At 72.0% G+C, this 20,400-nt stretch carries 15 protein-coding genes and 1 tRNA gene; 7 read left to right on the top strand and 9 right to left on the bottom strand.

Annotation, left to right across the window (positions count from 1 at the left end; all coding sequences use genetic code 11):
• Position 1: 1 nt before the first annotated feature.
• From mnmA to AB0K08_RS10605, 4 genes are read right to left on the bottom strand one after another with little or no spacing between them, the layout of a single operon-like run.
• The gene (gene mnmA, locus AB0K08_RS10620) at positions 2 to 1,141 is read right to left on the bottom strand and encodes a tRNA 2-thiouridine(34) synthase MnmA (protein ID WP_363354179.1); all 1,140 of its coding nucleotides are present in this window, start codon (positions 1,139 to 1,141) and stop codon (positions 2 to 4) included.
• Positions 1,138 to 2,487, bottom strand: a complete 1,350-nt coding sequence (locus tag AB0K08_RS10615) for a cysteine desulfurase family protein (protein WP_363354177.1) — start codon at positions 2,485 to 2,487, stop codon at positions 1,138 to 1,140. The genes mnmA and AB0K08_RS10615 overlap by 4 nt, the downstream gene beginning before the upstream one ends.
• Positions 2,488 to 2,520: 33 nt before the next feature.
• Positions 2,521 to 3,564, bottom strand: coding sequence for a diacylglycerol kinase family protein (locus tag AB0K08_RS10610; RefSeq protein WP_363354175.1), 1,044 nt, complete (start codon positions 3,562 to 3,564; stop codon positions 2,521 to 2,523).
• Positions 3,561 to 4,574 carry a hypothetical protein gene (locus AB0K08_RS10605; RefSeq protein WP_363354173.1) on the bottom strand — a complete coding sequence of 338 codons (1,014 nt, stop codon included), beginning with the start codon at positions 4,572 to 4,574 and terminating at the stop codon, positions 3,561 to 3,563. Before AB0K08_RS10605 ends, AB0K08_RS10610 begins: the two co-directional genes overlap by 4 nt.
• Positions 4,575 to 4,714: 140 nt before the next feature.
• On the opposite strand from AB0K08_RS10605, the gene folP reads away from it, so the two are divergent.
• The 5 genes from folP (at position 4,715) to AB0K08_RS10580 (ending at position 9,807) form a co-directional block, all read left to right on the top strand.
• Positions 4,715 to 5,710: a dihydropteroate synthase gene (folP, locus tag AB0K08_RS10600; RefSeq protein ID WP_363354171.1), complete on the top strand. Its 996-nt coding sequence runs from the start codon at positions 4,715 to 4,717 to the stop codon at positions 5,708 to 5,710.
• A gap of 8 nt (positions 5,711 to 5,718) precedes the next feature.
• Positions 5,719 to 6,525, top strand: coding sequence for a pyrimidine reductase family protein (locus AB0K08_RS10595; protein ID WP_363354169.1), 807 nt, complete (start codon positions 5,719 to 5,721; stop codon positions 6,523 to 6,525).
• Positions 6,522 to 7,517 carry a DnaJ domain-containing protein gene (locus AB0K08_RS10590; RefSeq protein WP_363354167.1) on the top strand — a complete coding sequence of 332 codons (996 nt, stop codon included), beginning with the start codon at positions 6,522 to 6,524 and terminating at the stop codon, positions 7,515 to 7,517. Before AB0K08_RS10595 ends, AB0K08_RS10590 begins: the two co-directional genes overlap by 4 nt.
• Before the next feature lie 145 nt (positions 7,518 to 7,662).
• A complete protein-coding gene (locus AB0K08_RS10585; protein ID WP_363354303.1) occupies positions 7,663 to 8,115 on the top strand; it encodes a tRNA (cytidine(34)-2'-O)-methyltransferase in 453 nt (150 codons plus the stop codon).
• A 105-nt stretch (positions 8,116 to 8,220) separates the two neighbouring features.
• Positions 8,221 to 9,807, top strand: a complete 1,587-nt coding sequence (locus AB0K08_RS10580; RefSeq protein ID WP_363354165.1) for an anti-sigma factor — start codon at positions 8,221 to 8,223, stop codon at positions 9,805 to 9,807.
• Positions 9,808 to 9,817: 10 nt separating this feature from the next.
• Here the strand turns inward: AB0K08_RS10580 and AB0K08_RS10575 are convergent, their stop codons facing one another.
• Entirely contained in the window at positions 9,818 to 10,633 is an 816-nt protein-coding gene (locus tag AB0K08_RS10575; protein WP_363354163.1) for a PIG-L deacetylase family protein, read from the bottom strand.
• 23 nt (positions 10,634 to 10,656) lie between these two features.
• On the bottom strand, positions 10,657 to 12,186 hold the full coding sequence (locus tag AB0K08_RS10570; RefSeq protein ID WP_363354161.1) for a trypsin-like peptidase domain-containing protein: 1,530 nt from the start codon (positions 12,184 to 12,186) through the stop codon (positions 10,657 to 10,659).
• A gap of 237 nt (positions 12,187 to 12,423) precedes the next feature.
• On the opposite strand from AB0K08_RS10570, the gene AB0K08_RS10565 reads away from it, so the two are divergent.
• Both AB0K08_RS10565 and AB0K08_RS10560 read left to right on the top strand, forming a co-directional pair.
• Positions 12,424 to 14,538, top strand: coding sequence for a TPM domain-containing protein (locus AB0K08_RS10565; RefSeq protein WP_363354159.1), 2,115 nt, complete (start codon positions 12,424 to 12,426; stop codon positions 14,536 to 14,538).
• Between the two features lie 118 nt (positions 14,539 to 14,656).
• The gene (locus tag AB0K08_RS10560; RefSeq protein WP_363354157.1) at positions 14,657 to 15,451 is read left to right on the top strand and encodes a PspA/IM30 family protein; all 795 of its coding nucleotides are present in this window, start codon (positions 14,657 to 14,659) and stop codon (positions 15,449 to 15,451) included.
• A gap of 122 nt (positions 15,452 to 15,573) precedes the next feature.
• Here AB0K08_RS10560 and AB0K08_RS10555 read toward each other — a convergent pair.
• From AB0K08_RS10555 to AB0K08_RS10545, 3 genes are all read right to left on the bottom strand, one after another.
• Positions 15,574 to 15,647: transfer RNA gene (locus tag AB0K08_RS10555), tRNA-Met, on the bottom strand.
• A gap of 133 nt (positions 15,648 to 15,780) precedes the next feature.
• The gene (locus AB0K08_RS10550) at positions 15,781 to 18,954 is read right to left on the bottom strand and encodes a UPF0182 family protein (protein WP_363354155.1); all 3,174 of its coding nucleotides are present in this window, start codon (positions 18,952 to 18,954) and stop codon (positions 15,781 to 15,783) included.
• A 181-nt stretch (positions 18,955 to 19,135) separates the two neighbouring features.
• Positions 19,136 to 20,335 (bottom strand): PDZ domain-containing protein, encoded by a 1,200-nt coding sequence (locus tag AB0K08_RS10545; RefSeq protein WP_363354153.1) that lies wholly within the window; start codon positions 20,333 to 20,335, stop codon positions 19,136 to 19,138.
• Positions 20,336 to 20,400: the final 65 nt, after the last annotated feature.

Below are 20,400 nucleotides of genomic sequence, written 5' to 3'. Positions count from 1 at the left end.
CCTAGCCTACGGTCCGACCGAGGCGTGCGGCGTTGATTGCGGCGTCGATCGTGGACTGGCCGAGCACTCGGCTGCCCTGGTAGAGCACGGCGGTCTGACCGGGGGCGACCCCGGTGAGGGGCTCGTGGAGCTCGATGACCCAGGTGGCACCGCCAGATCCCTCGTCACCCTCCACCCGGGCGCGCGCCGGGACCGGGTCTCCGTGGGCGCGGACCTGCAGGTGGCAGTCGAACCAGTCGCCGGTGGCCTCCTCGGCCAGCGGGGCGCCCGCCCAGGAGGGCCGGATGCCGGTGACCCGGTCCACGGCGAGCATCTCCTTGGACCCGACCACCACGGTGTTGTCCTTGGGACGGACCTCGAGGACGAAGCGGGGCCGGCCGTCCGCGGCGGGCCGGCCGATGCTGAGGCCCTTGCGCTGGCCCACCGTGAAGGCCTGGGCCCCGGGGTGGGAGCCCAGGCGCCGGCCCTCCGTGTCCAGGATGTCCCCCTCGGTCATCTCGATGCGCTCGTTCAGCCAGCCGCGGGTGTCCCCATCCGGGATGAAGCAGATGTCATGGGAGTCCGGCTTCGCGGCCACGGAGAGTCCGCGCTCGGCTGCCTCGGCCCGGACCAGGTCCTTGGAGGGGGTGTCCGCGAGCGGGAACATCGAGTGCTCGAGCTGCTGCGCGGTCAGCACGCCGAGCACATAGGACTGGTCCTTGGCCCAGTCGGCGGCGCGGTGCAGCTCCAGGGTGCCGGCCCCGGTGCGGAGGACCTTGGCGTAGTGGCCGGTGCAGACGGCGTCGAACCCCAGGGCGAGGGCCTTCTCCAGCAGGGCGGCGAACTTGATGCGCTCGTTGCAACGCATGCAGGGGTTCGGGGTGCGGCCGGCGGCGTACTCCGCCACGAAATCGTCCACCACGTCTTCCTTGAAGCGCTCGGAGAAGTCCCACGTGTAGAAGGGGATGCCGAGTTTCTCGCAGGCGCGCCACGCGTCGCTGGAGTCCTCGATGGTGCAGCAGCCGCGGGAGCCGGTGCGCAAGGTCCCGGGCATCCGGGACAGGGCCAGGTGCACCCCGACCACCTCGTGGCCGGCGTCCACCGCGCGTGCTGCGGCGACGGCGGAATCGACTCCCCCGCTCATGGCGGCCAGGACCTTCATACGCTGAGGTCTCCCTTCGGTGTGCTGCTGTTCGGTGTGCGGATCGGTGTGCGGTTCGCCGTGCTGTTGGCGGTCTGGATCGTGGAGGTGTGCCCGGCCATGCCGGCCCGGCGCGCGGAGGCATGGACCGCCGGCAGCGCGGTCAACACCTGCTCAACGTCGGCGGCCGTGGATGTATGCCCGAGGCTGAACCGCTGCACGGACCGGGCGGCCTCCTCGTCCACGCCGAGGGCCAGCAGCACGTGGGACGGTCGCGGCACCCCGGCCGAGCAGGCGGATCCCGTGGAGGCCTCGACCCCCACCATGTCCAGGCCGAACAGGATCGAGTCTCCCTCGCAGCCGGGGAAGATGAAGTGGACGTTGCCCGGGGACCGCCGGGTGCCGGCCGGCAGCTTATCGCCCGTGTCTGGGTCGAGGTCCTCGGGTCCGGTGAGCCGGGCCTCGGGAATCAACTCCCGGACACCCTCGATGAGCCGGTCCCGCAGGGCGCCGAGGCGTTCCCGCTCCCCGTCCAGGTGGTCCCGGGCCTGGGCGGCGGCGGCCGCGAAGGCCTCGATGAGGGCCGCCGGGATGGTGCCGGAGCGGATGTCGCGTTCCTGCCCGCCCCCGTGTTGCACCGGGGTCAAGGTGGCGTCACGGCGCACCAGCAGGGCGCCGACCCCCACCGGCGCTCCGATCTTGTGGCCCGTGACGGCCATCGTGGTCGCACCGGAGGCTGCGAAGTCCACGGGCACGGCACCGAGGGCCTGCACGGCGTCGGTGTGGAAGGGGACCTCGTGCTCGGCGGCGATCTCCGCGGCCTCGGCGATGGGCTGGACGGTGCCGATCTCGTTGTTGACCCACATCAGGGTGGCCACGGCGATGGTCTCCGGGTCCCGGGAGAGGGCCTCGCGCCAGGCGTCCAGGTCCACCATGCCGTCCGCGTGGACCGGGACGAAGTCCAGTCGGGCCCCCTCGTGGGTCTCCAGCCAGGTGGCCGTGTCCAGGATGGCGTGGTGCTCCTGCCCGGTGAGCACGATCCGGTGGCGCTGCCTGGCGCCCCCGTCACGTCCTGCCGTCCGGGCGGCGTCCCGGCGGGCCCAGTACAGGCCTTTGAGGGCCAGGTTGTCCGACTCGGTGCCCCCGGAGGTGAAGACGACCTCGCTCGGGTGGGCCCCCACGGCCGCGGCGAGCGCGTCCCGGGCGGTCTCCACGCGCAGCTTGGCGGCGCGGCCCGACTGGTGCAGGGACGACTGGTTCCCCAGGGTCAGCGAGCCGGAGGTGAAGGCCTCCAGGGCCACCGGGCGGATGGCCGTGGTGGCGGCATGGTCCAGGTAGACACGGGTCCGGGAGGCGGAAGTGCTCATACCTCCAGTGTAGAAGCCATCTACCGCCCAGCCTCATGCCTCCCCATCGTCCAACACCGCCAGCATCCCGTCGGCCGCGGTCACCGTGGCCGGCAGCCGCCCCAGGGGCTCGCCGTCGCCGAACACGACGGCACCGTGCTCCGCCGCCCCACGACCGGCGGCCTCCGGACCAGGTGGCGAGGCCGGCTCCACCCCTTCGATCCGCACCGACCGCGCCGGCCGGATGGTGACCTCGGGGATGCCCGTGTGCCGGCCGGAGAAGACCCGGGGGAACACCCGCAGGAACCGCACGGGGTTCAGGGGCGGGACGTGGAAGGCCTCCAGGATGCCGTCGTCCACGCGGGTGCCGGGGGTGACCTCCATCCCACCGCCGATGAACCGGCCGTTCATGATGCACAGCACGAACGCCGGTCCGTCCAGCGCCGGCTCACCGTCCACCACGACCCGCAGCACGGCCGGGCGGTACCGCATCAGCTCCGTCAGCACGGCGACCACGTACCTCAGGCCGCCGCGGGGCCACCGGAGACGGTTGGCGGTGGCGTTGACGGCGGCGTCGAAGGCCACGTTCACCCCGGAGACCGCATACCGGACCACGGTCGCCCCGGGGCCCGCGACCCCCTGACCCAGTGGCCGCAGCTCCACCCGAGCCAGGTCGACGCTGCGCGGCGGGTGGCCCAGCGAGCGCAGGATCCGTCCGGTGGACTCGCGTACCCCCGACTCGGCCCAGCCCCAGGACCGTACCGTGTCGTTGCCCGTCCCGGCCGGGACCACACCCAGCGGGATCCCCGTGCCGGCCAGCACGTTGGCGGTGACGTGCACCATCCCGTCGCCGCCCACGACCACCACGGCATCGGGCCCGCGGCCGGGCCGGTGACGCAACCGCTCGGTGAGGGCCGCGGCGTAGCGTGCGGCCGCCGGGGTGCCGTCGTCACCGGGCACCCGCAGGGTCTCGACGTCGGCCCCGCCACTGCGCAGGCGGGCGGCGGCCTCGGAGCCGGCACCGACCCCCCGGCCGGCCCCGGAGCCGGGGTTGATGCACAGCAGCAGCCGGGGTCGGCCGGATCCCGGGTGGATCATGCGGCGGGGTCCCGGTGGTTGACGGTGTCCGCGAACACCGTGAGGTCCGTGTCCGGCCGGACCGCGACGGCCTCGAGCCCCGGGTGGGTGCAGATCGCCCGGATGAGGTCCGCGGATCCGGCCACCAGGGTGGAGTCGACGTCGATCTCGCTGGCGAGCGCCCAGGCACGGTCCCGCGGCCAGGCGAGGTTCGGGGACTGGTACTCGGTGCGGTCCCCCGCGTCGAAGGCCGGGTGCACCGCGCGAGGCCACTCGGGCCGCCGGAGCCGCGTGCCGTCGTCGGCCACCAGCAGGTACTCCCGGAGGCCGCCGCCCTCGTCCAGCAGGCCGGTGCCGCGGCGCAACGTCCGGGTGGTCGCCGGGCCGAAGGCCGGCGGCATGGGCAGTGAGGAGTGCCTGCCGCCGGTGGCCTCCCTCACGCCCGGGCCGAACAGGGCGCTGCCGCCGTCCATCCAGCCGAGTCCCGGCCACAGCCCCAGGACCACCTCCCGCGGCGTCCGGGTGTGGTGCAGGAGCACCTCGGCGAGGTCGGACATCGCCGGCAGGACCAACGCACCGATCGCCGGCGGGCCGTACTCCAGGGCCGGGTCCCGGGGGGAGAGCGATCTCTCCTCCACGCCCACCCGGGCCAGGTCCGCCCACTGCGCGGCCGCGTGGAGCTCGGTCCCGTGGTCCGCGGCCACGTGCCGCCAGGTCGTGGTGCCGTAGGCGTGGAGCGTCCCGGTCGCGGCGGACGGCTCGTTCCGGAAGTCCGCGTGGTCCTCCGGCACGAGGGCCTCGTCGCGCCGCCCCTTGGCGTCGGCCCCCTCCCAGTCGCGGTGGTGCCAGGGCACGGGGTGGAAGATCCGGGCGATGGCCTCGTAGGGCGCCGGGTCTCCCACGGGCACGGTCGAGGCCACGTGCCCGATCCGGGCCCCGGCCTCCAGCATCCCGGCCACCCACGCGCCCTCGGACGGGTCGATGAGCTGGAGTTCCGGGGCGTCCGGCTGGGGTCGGGGTCTGCGTCGCATGTCACTCATGGTGCCATCACGGACCCCGCACTCCGCGGGAGCGTGGACGGCCGTTCCACCCCGCCCGGCGGTTCCTGCCAGAATGTCTGGAGGCGGACACGTGGTCCGCCGGCCGCATCCACCCGAGGAGTCCGCCACCGATGCCCCTGGTCGAGCCGGAGTTCAAGCACCCGGTCCAGCGCTTCGCGCACCGCACGGTGGACTTCCGCTCGCGCATCCTGGTGATGGCCGTGGTCAACCGCACGCCGGATTCCTTCTACGACGACGGCGCCACGTTCGCCCTGCACGCCGCCGTGGGTGCCGCCCGGCAGGCCGCCGAGGACGGCGCGGACTGGGTCGACGTCGGCGGGGTCCCCTTCTCCCCCGGCCCCGAGCTGCCGGCCCCCGAGGAGGCCGAGCGGGTGGTCCCGGTCATCGCCGCGCTGCGCGCCGGCGGCGGCCCGGCCGCCACCGCCATCCTCTCGGCGGACACGTTCCAGCCGCTGGTGGCCGAACGAGCCATCGCCGCCGGCGCCGACGTCATCAACGACACCTCCGGACTGCACCACCCGGATCTGGGCCGCGTGGTGGCCGCCGGCGGGGCCCACCTGGTCATCACCCACTCCCTGGCCACCCCACGCACCCCGGTGCCGTCCCCCCACTACGCGGATGTGGTCACCGAGGTCCGCGAGCACCTGATGCGGCGGATCGAGCTCGCGCTGTCCCTCGGGGTCCCGGAGGAGCGGATCATCGTGGATCCCGGCCACGACCTGAACAAGAACACCCTGCACTCCCTGGAGATCACCCGCCGCTTCGAGGCCTTCGCCACCCTCGGCTTCCCGGCGCTGGCGGCGGTGTCCAACAAGGACTTCATCGGCGAGACCCTGGACCAGCACAAGTCCGCCCGCCTGGCCGGTTCCCTGGCGGCGGCGCAGGTCTGCGTGCTGAACGGGGCCCGGATCCTGCGCATGCACCAGGTGGGTCCGGCCGTCTCGGCCGTCCGGATGACGGAGGCCGTCTTCGGCTGGCGCCAGCCCGCGAGGCTGGAGCACAACATGCAGGCCGGCAACCGCCCGGCCGACCGCACCGCCGGTCCCGGCGACGGCGCCCGCTGGGGCGCCGGGCCCACCCCGACCACCGAAAGGGCCGCCCGATGAGAGCACTGATGCATCCCTACCCCTCCGGGCTTCCGAGCCCGGGCTCGGCGGCGGAGCTCACGGATGATGAGCTGGTCGCGTTCTACGCCCCGCCGGTGGACGCCGCTGAGCGGCCCTGGGTGCGGTTCAACTTCGTCAGCTCCGCCGACGGGGCCGCCACCCTGGACGGGCTCTCCGGGGGGCTCGGCACCGCGGCGGACCGGCGCCTGTTCGCCCTGCTCCGCCGGCCGGCCGACGTCCTCCTCGTCGGCGCCGGGACCATCCGCACCGAGGGGTACGCGGGCGAGCTCGTCTCCGCCGAGGACCGTGCCTGGCGCGAGGCCCGCGGCCTGCCGGGGCACCCGGCACTGGCCGTCGTCAGCGGCTCGCTCGACCTGGACCCGGACGGCGGGTTCCTCAGGACCGCCCCGGTCCGTCCCCTGATCCTCACCACCACCGGGGCCGACGCCGGCCGGCGGCGCGCGCTCGAGGAGGTCGCCGACGTGGTGGACTGCGGCGGGCACCGGGCCGAACCGGCCCGGATGCGCGCCGAGCTGGCCGCGCGGGGCCACCGGCTGGTGCACTCCGAGGGAGGCCCGTCCCTGTTCGGCTCGTTCGCGGCGGCGGGGCAGGCCGACGAGCTGTGCCTGTCCCTGTCCCCGCTGGCGGCCGGCCCCACGGGACGCCGCATCATCGGGGGGCCGGAGCCGGCGGAGGCCTCCCGGCTGGAGCTCGTGGGCCTGCTCGAGGAGGCCGGCGCGCTCTTCCTGCGGTACCGGTTCCCGCATGTCAGCCCCCGGGGCGTCTCCGCCGCGGACGGAGGCCCCACCCCGTGAGCCCCGCAGATTTCGGCGGACGCTCCGCCTACGAGGTCCTCGGCGTGTCCTTCGACGCGGACACCACCCAGCTCAAGGCCGCCTGGCGCCGGGCCGCCCGCCGCACCCACCCGGACTACGGTGGGGATGTCGCCGAGTTCCGGCTGGTCAGCTACGCGTGGGAGCTCGTGGGCGATCCCGGCTCGCGCCGCGAGTATGACCGCGGTTTCAGCGCCGCCGGTGCCCGGCGTTCCGGGACGGGCCGGCCGACGGGCGGGCCGGCGTCGGGCCCTTCCGCCCCGCGCCCCTCCGCGCGCACCCGCCGCACCGGCAGCCGCACCACCGGTGGTGCCGGCGGCCGGACGCCGAGCGGCCCCGGGACCATCACCTACGTGCCGTCGTTGGATGACGAGATGGTCTTGGACCTGGCCCGCAGCTCGCAGCAGATCCACGGCGCACCGCGCAAGCGCGGCATCCTGCCGGCCGGACACCGCCTGGTCCGGGAGGCCCGCACCATCCGGACGATCCAGACGCAGGTGCTGGCCTCCCTGCCGGCCACCCGCCTCGTCAACGGCCTGCACCTGACCTTCGGACGGCTGAACTCCGGGGCCATCGACCACGTGCTGCTGTGCGGTGACCGGCTGGCGATCATCGGGTCCATCCAGGTCCCGGACGGGGTCTACCGCTGGGACGGAGCTGACCTGTGGAAGGGTGACCGCCGGGTCTCCCCTCCCTCCCTGGCCCCCGCCATGGTGGCCCTGCAACGCGCCTTCCCCGATTGCACGATCGGCGGGTTCGTCCTGGTCCTGGGCCCGGACGACAACCCGCACGCCCCCGTGATCCAGCTCGACCGCACCCGCTCGGTGCTGGACTCCGAGGCAGGATTCCTGACCGACCCGCCCGCCCATCCCCTGCAGTTCGGCCGCGACGTCAAGATGTTCCTCGGCACCGGATCCCGCTCGGCCACGGTGGACCGGCGCCTGCTGGCCCGGCTGCTCGGCGCCATGTACTGAGCCGCGGAACTACCATGGTCGGGTGTCTTCCGCCCTCCCTGCCCCCGGTGCCCCCCGCCACGACGCCGGCTCGCCCGCCTTCCCGGACAACCCGCACCGCGGTGCCCCGCGGTCTCCCGCGCCCGGGTCCCCCGGCTTCCGCCTCCTGCTGCACTCCCCGGAGATCCCCGGCAACACGGGCAACATCATCCGGCTGGCCGCCATCACCGGCGCCGAGCTGCACCTCGTGGAACCGATCGGGTTCGACTTCTCGGACGCCAAGCTGCGCCGTGCGGGCCTGGACTACCACGACCTCGCCGTCATGACGGTGCACGCCGACCTGGAGGCGGCCTTGGCGGCCCTGCTACCGGCCCGGGTGTTCGCCTTCACCTCGGGCGGCGAGACCGTGTTCACGGAGGTGGACTACGCCCCCGGCGACGTGCTGATGTTCGGCCGCGAATCCACCGGCCTGCCCCAGGAGGTCCTGACCGACCCCCGCATCACCGGGCGCGTCCGGCTGCCCATGCAGCCCTCGCGCCGGTCCCTGAACCTGGCGAACTCCGCCTCGATCGCCCTCTATGAGGCCTGGCGCCAGCACGGATTCGCCGGCGGGGGCTGAGGACCCCGCCACACGTCCACGCCTCACCGCCCGCGGGTTGCAGTGCGGTCACGCTCCGCGTGGCGGCAGGGTGCCGGGGTGTGGCGTTCCTATGCTGGGACCACCATGGAAAAGAATGTCCCCGGTCTCTCCGATCGCACTCCGGCCCCGGACGACGGGTCTGAACCGTCCACGGGCGCGCCCGCTGCGTCGGCCCCGACGGCATCACCGTCGGCAACCTCCCCGTCGGCTGCGGCCCTCGGACTGCCCGGCCTCGACGACCTGCTGCGGCTGGCCGGGGAGGGCGACCAGGCCTCCTTCTCCGCGTTCTATGACGCCACGGCGCCGTGGGTCTACGGCATGGCCTCCGCACTCTTCGCCTCCGAGGCGGACGCCGCGGAGGCCACCGTCCTGACCTTCGTCCGGGCCTGGGACGAGGCCCCGTTCGAGCGGTTCGACGAGGACTCCGCCACGGTACGGCACCGTTCCGTGCTGTGCTGGCTCGAGATCCTGGCCCACGACACGATGACGCGACTGGTGCGGGAGGATGCGCTGCCGGGGTTCGGCCAGGGGCTGCTGCCGGAGAACGCCGGAGCCTCCGAGGGCGGCCACCGCGAGCCCACCACCGTGCTCGCGATCCTGACGCCGGCCCAGTTCGAGGCCCTGGACCTGGCCTGGGCCGGCGGACGCACCTACCGCCAGGTGGCCGAGGAGCTCGGCGTGGCCGTCCCCACCGTGAAGTCGCGCCTGCGGGACGCGGTCCAGCGGATCTCCGCGCGCTACCAGGAGAAGTTCCTCGGGCGCTCCGGCAGTGCGGACCCGGTCATGCAGCGCGCCGTCACCCCGGAGATCGCCGCCCGGACGGGCACCACCCGGAACTTCACCCTGAACCTGAGCCAGGACCTGGAGAACGGACTGGGCAAGGAGTGGGCGGACCTCGTGGCCCTGGACGCCGTCACCGGCACCGAGCGCGAGGAGCTCGACCGGTTCCTGGCCCGTCAGGGGCCCGAGTTCACCACCCTGTGGCGCGCCCGGATCGAGGCCGCCCGCCGCACCGTGACGTGGGCCTTCCGCGGCCTGGCGACGGAGCCGCCGTCGGAGCTGCTGGACGAGGTGCTGCACCGCCTGCCGGCCCAGGACGTGGGCATGGGACTCGTGGACGGGCTGGGACCCTCCGTCGAAGACGAGGACGAGGCACCGCGGCGACCCGTGAAGAAGTGGATGCTCGTGGTGGCCGGCCTGGCGGTGCTCGCCCTGGGTTTGTGGACCGTGGTGCGGCTGATCATGGGACCGAACATCGTGGCCGAGGTCAACAAGGCCGAGGACTCCTTCACCACCCAACAGGTCTCGCTCACCGAGGGCGGTTCGATGCAGGGCCACGTGTCCAAGGAGTCCGGCATGGCCTACGTGACCTTTGCCGGCCTGCCGGACCCCGGCGAGGGCAACGTCTTCCAGGTCTGGTTGTTCCCCACCGACGGCTCGGCGCCTCACAGCCTGGGCACCTACACCCTGGAGGACCTCCAGGACCCGGTCACCTTCCGCGGCGTCGACCGTTTCCGGGACCTCATCCTCACCATCGAGCCCGAGGGCGGCTCCGAGACCCCGACGACGGCCCCGCTCGGCAGCGTGGACCTGGTCCACCAGGTGACGCAGGGTCCGATCTACGGCGGCCACCCCAACAACACCCCGACGCCGTCCCCGGACGAGGACTAGAAGCCAGAAGCTAAAAGCCGCTGATGGTGGTGGCGTCGTTGACGCCGACCAGGTGGAAGGTCTCCACGAACCTCCGCGGTGCGTCCGGCCCGCCCGCTGCGACCACGGACTCCTCGGGTCCGTGTGCGGTGGCCCAGTCCCGGTGGAGCTGCTCCATGCCGTCCAGGACGAACGTCTCCATCCGCTGCACATCGGGATGCTGCGAGGCGTGGAACCGCAGGGCCGCCAGCTTGTCCTGCTCATACCCGGTCACGTCCACGGCCAGGTTGGACCGCTCCGCGGGGTGGCAGTACACCACGAGCCACTTCAGGTGGAACGCCTCCAGCCCGCGGGCTGCGAGCTCCGGATAGGCGAAGGGGTTCTCGACCGCCGGGTAGCTGGCCCGGACGACGGCCTCCCCGGCGGCCAGGTGATCGGGATGGGAGCGCTGCAGACGGCTCCAGTCCCGCTCCGGGGACATGGTGAAGACCGCGTCCGGACGGTGCCGGCGCATCGCCTCCACCACCTTGGCCTGCACCGCGTGGGACGGCTCGAGGTAGCCGTCCCGCTCCCCCAGGTATTCCACGTCCCGCACCCCCAGGTGCGCAGCGGCCTCGCGCTGCTCGCGGTGCCGGCGCTCGGTCATGGTGTGCTGGTTCTCGGCCTCGAAGCCGCCGGCGTCACCATCCGTCATGACCACGTAGGTGACCTCGACGCCGGCCCGGGTCAGCCCCGCCACCGTGGCGGCCGCGCCGAAGTCCAGGTCGTCCGGGTGGGCGCCGAAGGCCAGGACCTTCGTCCATCCGTAGTCGGTGGCCAGCTCCGCGGGGGTCTTCAAGGGCATCATGTCCTCCATGGTGCCCTGTGCCGCTACCCCCGGTCGGCATCCGAGACGAAGGTGACGTCCGCGGACTGCTCCTGGCCGTCCCGGGTGAAGTGCACGGTGGCCGTGTCGCCCTCCGGGTACTCGCGCACCACGGCGGTCAGGGACTGGCTGTCGGCGACCGGGCGGTCACCGACCCCGGTGATGATGTCCCCCTCCTGCAGGCCCGCCTCGGCCGCCGGGGTGTCGGGGACCACCTCGACCACCCGGGCCCCGGCGCTGAATCCGCCGGAGGACATCGCCGCCGGATCGCCGGTGCCGCTGGCCTCGGCCCGGGGCTCGGCGCCGGCCGGCGTGGCGGGCTGCGGGGTGACGGAGACCCCGAGGAAGCCGTGGGTGGCCTCACCGTCCTCGATGAGGTCCTGGGCCACCCGCTGGGCGTGGTCGATCGGGATGGAGAAGCCCACGCCGATGTTGCCGGACGTGTCCGAGGAGGAGCCGGCCGCGGAGGCGATGGCCACGTTGATGCCGATCAACCGGCCCTGGGAGTCCACCAGGGCGCCACCGGAGTTGCCCGGGTTGATGGCCGCATCGGTCTGGATGACGTTGATGTAGATCGACCCCTGGGACTGCGTCTGCTGCTCCGGTGCCGGGAAGCCGGGGATCTCGAACTCGGGCGCGCCGCCGCCACCGCCCTCGCCGCTGTCCTCCGGCACGGCCGAGGAAGCCACGGAGATGGTGCGGTTCAGCTTGGAGACGATCCCGTCCGTCACGGTGCCGGACAGGCCCAGGGGGGCGCCGATCGCGATGGCCGAGTCGCCGACGTTGAGCTCGGAGGAGTCCCCGGTCTCGATCGGGGTGAGCCCCTCGGCCTCGACCTTGATGACGGCGAGGTCCGATTCCGGGTCCGTGCCCACCACGGTGGCGGTGTGCACCGTGCCGTCGGCCGTCTGGACCGTGACGTCCGCCGAGCCGCTCTGCCCACCCAGGGTCACCACGTGGGTGTTCGTCAGGATGTGGCCCTCGTCGTCCAGGATCACCCCGGAGCCCGAGCCGGCGGCCTGACCGTCCGTGACGGAGATCGTCACCACGGAGGGGGCCGCCTTGGCCGCCGCGGCCGTGACGGCGGTGGCGTCCTCGGAACGGTTGATCTCCAGTCCGTGCCCCTGCTCCTGGACGGACCCGGTGCCGGTCTGGCCGGTGTCGTCTTCGGTGACTGCGTTGACCCCGGCCGCCACCCCGCCGCCGGCGAGGCCGGCGAGGAGCATGCCGGCGATGAGGGTGCCGACGCCCACGGTGCGACGTTTCGTGCCGGTGGTCCCGGTTCCGGCCGGACCGGGCCGGGCCGCCGTCGCGTGGCCGGCGGGGGCCGGGTCTGTGGCGGGGTCGGTGCGCGGCAGGGACTGGGTCTGGTCCCACTGCGGGTAGGGCTCCCGGCTGGCGGAGACCTGCGCGGACGACGGCGGTGCCTCTGGACGTGGCGGCACGGGCCTCGCCCCGCCGTCCGGGCCACCGGTTCCCCCGGCGCCTTCGCTGCTGTCGGTTCCCCTGCTGCCGGGGTAGTCCGCGTCATTCATGATGGTCGTCCTTTCCTGCCATTCACCGCAGTGGTGGTGGCCCGTGCTGCGCAGACCATCCTCCCGCGCCTAGCTGGCCGATTGGAGCGCATTGGCTGACAGAAACCTGACAGTACGCTGAAGTGGTTCACTCATGGCGCACCCCGGTCCGCGTCCGTTCATGGCGAACGTCTCCGAACGCCCCATAGACTTCTCACCAGAGCCACCGTCCCACGTGTACCCCCAGAAGGGTGATCCATGAAGTCCCAGGCCCTCGCGGTCCCATCCCGCCGTCTCTCCCCCGCCGTCCTGGCCACGAGTGCCCTGACGGTCTCCGGGCTGGTCACGGTCTGCGGCGTGGTGCTCGCGGACACGGCCCGGGCCGAGGCGCCCGTGGACATCCCGCCGGGCACCTTCGTGGTGGACGAGGCCCAGGTGCTGACCTCAGCCGAGGAGCAGGAGATCACCCAGGCCATCAACGAGCTGCGCGCCGAGGAGGGGCAGAACCTCTTCGTGGTGTACGTGGACGAGTTCACGGACGAGTCCGGCCAGTCGATGGACCGGAACGCCTGGCTCACGGAGGTCGCGGCCGCCAAGGACCTGGGCTCCACCGACTCCATCCTCGCCGTCGCGGTGGAAACCCGCAGCTACGCGTACTCCGCCACCCAGGCCAACGCCATCGAGCCGTTGACCGGGGACATCACCAACGAGTACATCGTCCCCGAGCTGCCCGCGGCCGGCGAGGATGACTGGGAACGCGCGGCCCTGGCCACGGTGGCCGGCGTGGCGGACGCCGCAGACGGCCGGGTCGACGGCCCGGACTCCGGCGGTGGCGCCGGCGGGTGGATCGCCGGCGGCGTCGCGGTGGCCGCCCTGGCCGGTGGCGGCTACGCCCTGATGCGGCGCAACAAGACCAAGGCCGCGCAGCAGGGTGACTCCGCCCGCGGGGCACAGGGGCCGAAGGACCCCTTGGACGGGATGTCGGTCGAGGACCTGCGCACCAAGGCCGGCTCGATGCTGGTGGGCGCGGATGACGCCATCCGGTCCTCGGAGCAGGAGGTCGGCTTCGCCCTGGCCTCCTATGGCGAGCAGTCCGTGGGGACCTTCACCCAGGACATCGAGACCGCCAAGGAGCACCTGCGGGAGTCCTTCAAGCTGCAGAACCAGCTGGATGACCACATCCCGGACACCGAGGAGCAGCAGCGCACCTGGCTCAAGGACATCATCGCCCGGTGCACGGCGGTCAACGAGACGCTCTCCGCGCATGCGGCGGAGTTCGACAAGCTCCGCGACCTGGAGAAGGACGCCGGCCCGGCCCTGCAGTCGTTGAACGACCGCGCCGAGGAGGTGGCGCTCACGGTGGCGCAGGCCGAGCAGACCCTGGTGGACCTGCACTCCCGGTACGCGGACGTCGCGCTGGCGGAGGTCAAGGACAACGCCACACAGGCGCGGGAACGCCTCGAGTTCGTCCGGTCTGCCGTGCAGAAGGCCGAGGAGTCCCTCGCTGCCTCGGACCCGTCCACCGCGGTGCTCGCGATCCGGGCCGGCGAGGAGGGCGTGGCCCAGACGTCCACCCTGGTGGAGGCCGTGGCCAAGGCCCATCGGCACCTGGAGAGCGCCATGGAGAACCTGCAGACCGGCGTGAACCAGTCCCAGCAGGATCTGGCCCAGGCCCAGGCCCTCGTGGCCGCCGGCCAGCACCCCGAGCTCGCGGGGCCCGCGGCCGGCATGGACCAGACCCTCACCCGGGTGAGGTCTGAGATCGCCTCGGGCCGGCCGGCGCCCTTCCGGCTGCTGCAGTCGCTGGAGCAGGCGCACCGCCAGCTCGACGCACCGCTCTCGGGTATCCGAGACCGGCAGGAGCAGGAGCGCCGCGCCGCCGCCGCCCTGCAGTCCGCCATCCTGCAGGCGCAGGCCCAGATCGACGGCACCCAGGACTTCATCGCCGCCCGCCGCGGCGCCGTCGGCAGCCAGGCCCGCACCAAGCTGGCCGAGGCCGAGCGCACCCTCCAGGAAGCGGCCCGGCTCTCCGGCCAGGACCCCGTGACCGCCCTGAACATGGCCCATCAGTCCAGTTCACTGGCGGACCGGGCCAGCCAGCTGGCGCAACAGGACCTCCAGCAGTGGGGTGGCGGCTATGCCGGGGCCGGATACGGGGGCCGCGGCGGCTACGGCGGCCGGGGTGGCGGCTTCGGCGCCGGCCTCGGCGGGGCCATCCTCGGCGGCATCCTGATGGGGGGCATCCTCGGAGACGGTGACCACGGCGACTGGGGCGGTGGCGGCTTCGGCGGCTTCGGCGGCGGCGGGGGTCTCGGCGGCGGAGACTTCGGCGGCGGCGGTGGCCTCGGAGACATCGGCGGCGGTAGTTTCTAGGGGACAAGAGAAGTTTCCGGCGCCGCGAGGCGCCGGGGCCCAACGCCCGTCAGACGGGGCAGGGAGACGGAGCTCCGGAAAACCCGGGGCCTTCACGGAATGAGCGGAAGGCGACAACGTGGTAAAGCAGTCCATTTTCGGCCGAATTGCAACCCTGGCCAAGGCCAACATCAACTCGATGCTGGACAAGGCAGAAGACCCGCAGAAGATGCTGGACCAGATGGTCCGCGACTACACCAACAGCATCTCCGAGGCGGAGGCCGCGGTGGCCCAGACCATCGGCAACCTGCGGATGATCCAGGACGACTACAACGAGGACCTGGATGCCTCCAAGAGCTGGGGCCAGAAGGCCCTGGCCGCCTCCACCAAGGCGGACCAGTTCCGCACCTCCGGTGACACCGCCTCCGCGGACAAGTTCGACAACCTCGCCAAGGTCGCCATCGAGCGCCAGATGGATGCCGAGAAGTCCGCCAAGGCCGCCGAGCCGACCATCGCCTCGCAGACCGAGATCGTGGACAAGCTCAAGGACGGCTTGGACAAGATGAACGACAAGCGCCGCCAGCTGGTCTCCAAGCGTGATGAGCTGACCGCCCGCGCCAAGTCCGCCCAGGCCCAGTCCGCGGTCCATGACGCCGTGAAGTCCATCGACATCATGGACCCCTCCTCCGAGGTCAACCGCTTCGAGGAGAAGGTCCGCCGCGAGGAGGCCCGGGTGCGCGGCCAGAACGAGCTGGCTGCGTCCTCCCTGGACGCCCAGTTCGAGTCCCTCGAGGACCTGGGCGAGCAGACCGAGGTCGAGGCCCGGCTGGCAGCCCTCAAGGCCGGCGGCACCCCCTCCCTCACGGCGGGCTCCGCAGCCGCCGCCGGCGAGACCGAGCTGGACTACAGCGAGGGTGCCACCACCAACAGCTGATCCGGCGCCCTCCAGGGCCTGCGCCCCGGCCCACGACGGCGGCCCCTCACCACGTTCGGTGAGGGGCCGCCCAAGACAGCAGAAAACCCCCGAACCAATGGTTCGGGGGTTTTCCCTTCTCGTTGCGGGGGCAAGATTTGAACTTGCGACCTCCGGGTTATGAGCCCGGCGAGCTACCGAACTGCTCCACCCCGCGGCGACTCATATGACTATACGCAGGTCTCGGCGGAACACCAAATCGAAGACCGTGTGGCGTTCCCCACGTGGCCATCCGGGGGCTACCGGACGGCCACGTGGGGTTCACCGGGGTCCCATGGGACCCCTCGGCCTCAGCCCTCGGTGCCCTCGGACGGCTGTTCGCCGTCACCCTCACCCTCGGCCGGGGCCTCGGCCCCTGCGTCCGCGCCGGCCTCGCCACGGATGGCGTCGTCCGCCGCGGTGGCGCGGGACAGGGCCTCGTTGAGCTGGCCCTGCGCCTCACCGTAGGCGGCCCAGTCGCCGGCGGCCATGGCCTCCTCCGAGGCCTGGATGGCCGCGCTGGCGTCCTCCAGGGCCTGGCCCAGCTTCTCCTGCTCGCTCTGGACCTCGGGGACGTTCGGCTGCGAGCCGGGCTCATCCCCGCCGTCGCCCTCCGTCGGGTCCTGACCGTCTGCCGTGGAGGCACCCGAGTCACCCTCGAACACCTGGTCCAGCGCTTCCTGGAGGGTGTTGGCGAAGCCGATCTGGTCACCGAAGGAGACCAGCACCTTCCGCAGCGTCGGGTAGGACGTGGTGCCGGTCGACTGGATGTACACCGGCTGCACGTAGAGGATGCCCTCGGCCACCGGCAGGGTGATCAGGTTGCCGTTGATGACCTCCGAGGCACCCTGGCGCAGCAGGTTCAGCTCCTGCGAGACCTGCGCGTTGGAGTCGAACTGCGCCTGGGCCTGGCCCGGGCCCGGTGTGGAGGTCTGGCGCGGCAGCTCAAGCAGCTGCAGGTCCCCGTAGTTCTCGGACTTGACCCCGTCCTCCCCCGTGCCGGCGTCGCCGCTGGCCGAGAGGAACCCGTAGAGCACGTTGCGCTGCTCGGCGCCCTGCGTCAGCTGCGGGATGAAGTTGCTGGTCAGCGAGAACTCGGGTTCGTCCTTGCCCGGCATGCGCAGGGACATGTAGTAGGGCGGCTGCTTGATCGTCTCGTCGTCCTGCGTCGGATCGGCCGGCACGGACCAGGCGTCGTTGTTCTGGTAGAAGTTGACCGAGTCGGTCACGTGGTACCGGGTCAGCAGCTCGCGCTGCACCTTGAACATGTCCTCCGGGTAGCGGACGTGGTCCATCAGCTCCGCACTCATCTCCGAGTACGGCTCCAGCGAGCTCGGGTAGACCTTCTGCCAGGCCTTCAGCAGCGGATCCTCCTCGTCCCAGGCATAGAGGCTCACGGAGCCGTCGTAGGCGTCCACGGTGGCCTTGACCGAGTTGCGCATGTAGTTCACCTGGCCGGAGAGGTTGGCGCCGGCGTCCTGGTTGAGCGCGTCCCGGGTGGCCGAGTCCAGCTGCTGGGACGTGGAGTACGGGAAGTCGTTCGAGGTCGTGTAGCCCTCGATGATCCACTGCACGCGCCCATCCACAATGGCCGGGTAGGCATTGGAGTCGATGGTCAGGTACGGGGCCACCTTCTGCACCCGCTCGACCGGGTTGCGGTCGTAGAGGACCTGCGACTCCTCGTTGACGTCCGAGGAGAGCAGGATCTCCGTGGAGCCGAACTTGATGGCGTAGACCAGCTGGTTGAAGAAGCTGCCCACGGCCGGCCCACCGTCACCGGTGAAGGTGTAGGTGGTGTCCTGGTCACTCGAGGCGTCCTGGGGACGGTCGCGCTCGCGCGGCGGGGTGCCCTCGGGGGCCCCCACGATCGAGTACTCCGGCGAGTTCATGCCGAAGTAGATGCGCGGCTCATAGGTCTCGTCACTGCCCAGCGCGCCGGAGGTGGGGATACCGGACAGCAGGAACGAGGGACGGCCGCCGGCCCCCACCTCGGAGGCGTCTGCGGCCACCACGCCGTAGCCGTGGGTGTAGGTGACATGCTGGTTGACCCAGGAGGACGTGGGATCCACGTTGATGTCACGCACGGAGATGATGGTGTCCTGCTTCTCGCCGTCCACCTCGTAGCGGTCCACGTGCAGGGTCTCCGGGAAGGAGTAGTACGGCCGGAACTGCTGCAGCTGGCCGAAGGTCCGGGAGAGCAGGTTCGGGTCCATCAGGCGGATGTTCTCGGTGTTCGCCGACTCCGCGGCGAGGCTGCCTGCCTCTGCCGTCGTCTCGCCCGCGTAGGAGGTGGACTCCACGTCGGACAAGCCGTAGGCCTCACGGGTGTTCTCGATGTTCCGTGCGATGTACTCCTGCTCCAGGGTCTCCTCGGACGGTTTGACCTGGTACTCCTGGATCAGGAACGGGTAGGCGGCACCGGCCGCGATCGCGGCGATCACCAGGCCGGCCACGCCGACCAGGGAGATCCGCCACTTGCCGGTGATGGCCGTGACGACGAAGAGGAGGGCCACCAGGGCGGCCGCCACGGCGAGGATGGTGGACGTCGGGATCACGGCGTTGATGTCCGTGTACATGGCACCGGCCCAGTTGCCGTCCTGGGACTGCAGGGTCCGGTAGCGGTTCAGCCAGTAGTTGCCGGCCTGCAGCACCAGGAACAGCGCCACGAACACGCCGATGTGCACGCGGGCGGAGTTCTCGATGACCAGCCCGCCCTGCTCCTTCACGCGGACGCTGCCGTACAGGTAGTGGACCAGCAGTCCGGCGATGCCGGCGATCAACACCACGGAGATGAGGAAGCCGACGACCAGGCCGAAGAACGGGAGGCTGGCCATGTAGAACATGTAGTCGAGCCCGAACTCGGGGTCGGTCTGGCCGTAGGGTTCCTGGTTGAAGAACAGCAGCACGTCCTGCCACGCGTTCATGGCCGCCGAACCGGCGAAGAAGCCGATGACCGCCGGGATGCCGATGAACACCAGCCGGCGCATCGGCTCGAGCTGCTTCTGGTACTGCGCCAGGGAGTCCCGGGTCTGGCTCTGCAGGTTCTTCGGACGGGCCCGCCAGGCGAGCCACATGGACAGCCAGACGGCCACACCCATCAGGACGCCGGCGGTGCCGAACAGCGCGGCACGGGTCCAGATCTCCGTCCAGAAGACCTCGGAGTACTCGATCTGGTTGTACCAGAGCACGTCCGCGTACACCCCGGCGAAGAACATGAACACCACCACGAGCACCGCCAGCGCCACGATGGTGAGCACGAGTGCCGACGGCCGGCGGGAGCCGGTGCCTCCGCCCGAGGACCCGCCACCGGGCCGGGCCGGCTGGCCCGGCTGCCCCGGCCCGCCGGGACGGCCGGGTCCACCCGTACCGCCCTGGCCACCGGGCCCACCGCCGAACAGGCCGCCGGAGCCCCCCGCCCCGCGGTCATTGCCGCGGCCCTCGTCTGATCCCCCGAAGAGACCACCAAATCCTTGTCCGAAACTCACGTGTCCTTGCCCCTCTGCGCCCTTGCGCCGATCGTGTCCTGCACTGTGTTGGCGGCACTGCCTGCCCGCCGAAGTCTGTTGGGATGTCTGTTGGGATGTCTGTTGAGCTGCCCCGGGAACCGTTCCCACAGGGCCGTGCCCCGGCCGGCCCGGTGCGGGGTGATCCTCCGGGAGGTCCGGATCAGCCACATGCCGGCACCTGCGGCATCCCGCCGCTGCCCACGGCCTCGACCACTGACCGCGCCTGGTCGAGGGTGGCCACGGAGTACACCGCGATTCCGTCCGGGATGCGGCCGGCCAGCTCGGCGCAGTTGCCCTCCGGGGCCAAGAACACCTCGGCCCCGCTGTCCGCCGCCCCGGAGACCTTCTGCACGATGCCGCCGATCTCGCCGACCGTCCCGTCAGGGTCGATGGTGCCCGTCCCGGCGATGTGACGTCCCCCGGCCATGGGGCCCGGGGTCAGTTCGTCGATGATCCCGAGGGCGAACATCATGCCGGCGCTCGGCCCGCCCACGTTCTCCAGGGTGACGGTGACGTCCAGGGGGAACTCGAAGTCCGAATCCAGGTAGACGCCCATGAGCCACTCCCCCTCGGCGCCCGGGTAGACGGGGACCTCGACCTCGAGCTCCTCCCCGTCCCGGACGATGCCGAGCTCCACGGTCTCGCCGCCGGAGGCGTTGAGCCGGCCCTTCAGCCCCTCCAGGCCGGTCACCTCCACGCCGTCCGCGCTCACCAGCTGGTCCTTCGGCTCCAGCAGCCCGGTGGCCTGCGACTCCCCGGTGAATCCCGCCACGAACAGGGTCTGCCGGTAGTCGATCCCCAGGTTCTCCAGGGCGGCTGCCACGGCCCAGCTCTGCGAGGTGGCCATGGCCTCCGTGTTCTGGGCGGTGACCTCGTCGGAGGTGGTGCCGGAGGGGTAGACGAGCTCCTGCGGGATCACGGCCTCGGCAGGCTGGGCCCAGCTGCGGACCACGTCCAGGAACGTGGTCCAGCCGGTCGGCGCCCCGGACACGTACACGGTGGTCAGATCCAGGTTTCCGTCGGTCGGGTAGGTCTCGGCACCGTTGATGGAGATGACGGGTTCACCGTCCATCTCACCGATGGTGTTGAACGTGGGTCCCGGGGATTCGATGATGTAGGGACTGGGCAGCGCCACCGCGGTCAGTGTCAGCAGGCCGGCCACGGCACCGGTCACGGCGGTGATACGCCGCCGGCGGCGGCTCCCGCGCACCCGGCGGGTCCAGGAGGCCAGGTCGGTGGGTGCTTGGGTGCCGGGCGTCCCACTCGGGGCATTCGGGGCGGTCAGGGCATTCGGGGCGTCCGGGGTCGCGGAACCGGGCTCGGCCGACGCCGTCGTCGGCTGGTGTCCGCTCTCTGACACGTCAGGGCACCCGTCTTCACAAGAACTGCCCCGGCTCGGTCCACCGTCCAGCGGGCAGAAGCGTA

It is taken from the genome of Citricoccus sp. NPDC055426, assembly GCF_040677445.1.
Lineage (GTDB): Bacteria > Actinomycetota > Actinomycetes > Actinomycetales > Micrococcaceae > Citricoccus.
This window is presented reverse-complemented; position numbering and strand designations above follow the sequence as displayed.

Bases quoted from the DNA above. Each gene is read 5' to 3' on its own strand.
- AB0K08_RS10570 (WP_363354161.1), bottom strand. From the start codon at position 12,186: ATGAATGACGCGGACTACCCCGGCAGCAGGGGAACCGACAGCAGCGAA.
- AB0K08_RS10610 (WP_363354175.1), bottom strand. From the start codon at position 3,564: ATGATCCACCCGGGATCCGGCCGACCCCGGCTGCTGCTGTGCATCAAC.
- AB0K08_RS10605 (WP_363354173.1), bottom strand. From the start codon at position 4,574: ATGCGACGCAGACCCCGACCCCAGCCGGACGCCCCGGAACTCCAGCTC.
- AB0K08_RS10565 (WP_363354159.1), top strand. From the start codon at position 12,424: ATGAAGTCCCAGGCCCTCGCGGTCCCATCCCGCCGTCTCTCCCCCGCC.
- mnmA (WP_363354179.1), bottom strand. From the start codon at position 1,141: ATGAAGGTCCTGGCCGCCATGAGCGGGGGAGTCGATTCCGCCGTCGCC.
- folP (WP_363354171.1), top strand. From the start codon at position 4,715: ATGCCCCTGGTCGAGCCGGAGTTCAAGCACCCGGTCCAGCGCTTCGCG.
- AB0K08_RS10575 (WP_363354163.1), bottom strand. From the start codon at position 10,633: ATGATGCCCTTGAAGACCCCCGCGGAGCTGGCCACCGACTACGGATGG.
- AB0K08_RS10580 (WP_363354165.1), top strand. From the start codon at position 8,221: ATGGAAAAGAATGTCCCCGGTCTCTCCGATCGCACTCCGGCCCCGGAC.
- AB0K08_RS10615 (WP_363354177.1), bottom strand. From the start codon at position 2,487: ATGAGCACTTCCGCCTCCCGGACCCGTGTCTACCTGGACCATGCCGCC.
- AB0K08_RS10595 (WP_363354169.1), top strand. From the start codon at position 5,719: ATGCATCCCTACCCCTCCGGGCTTCCGAGCCCGGGCTCGGCGGCGGAG.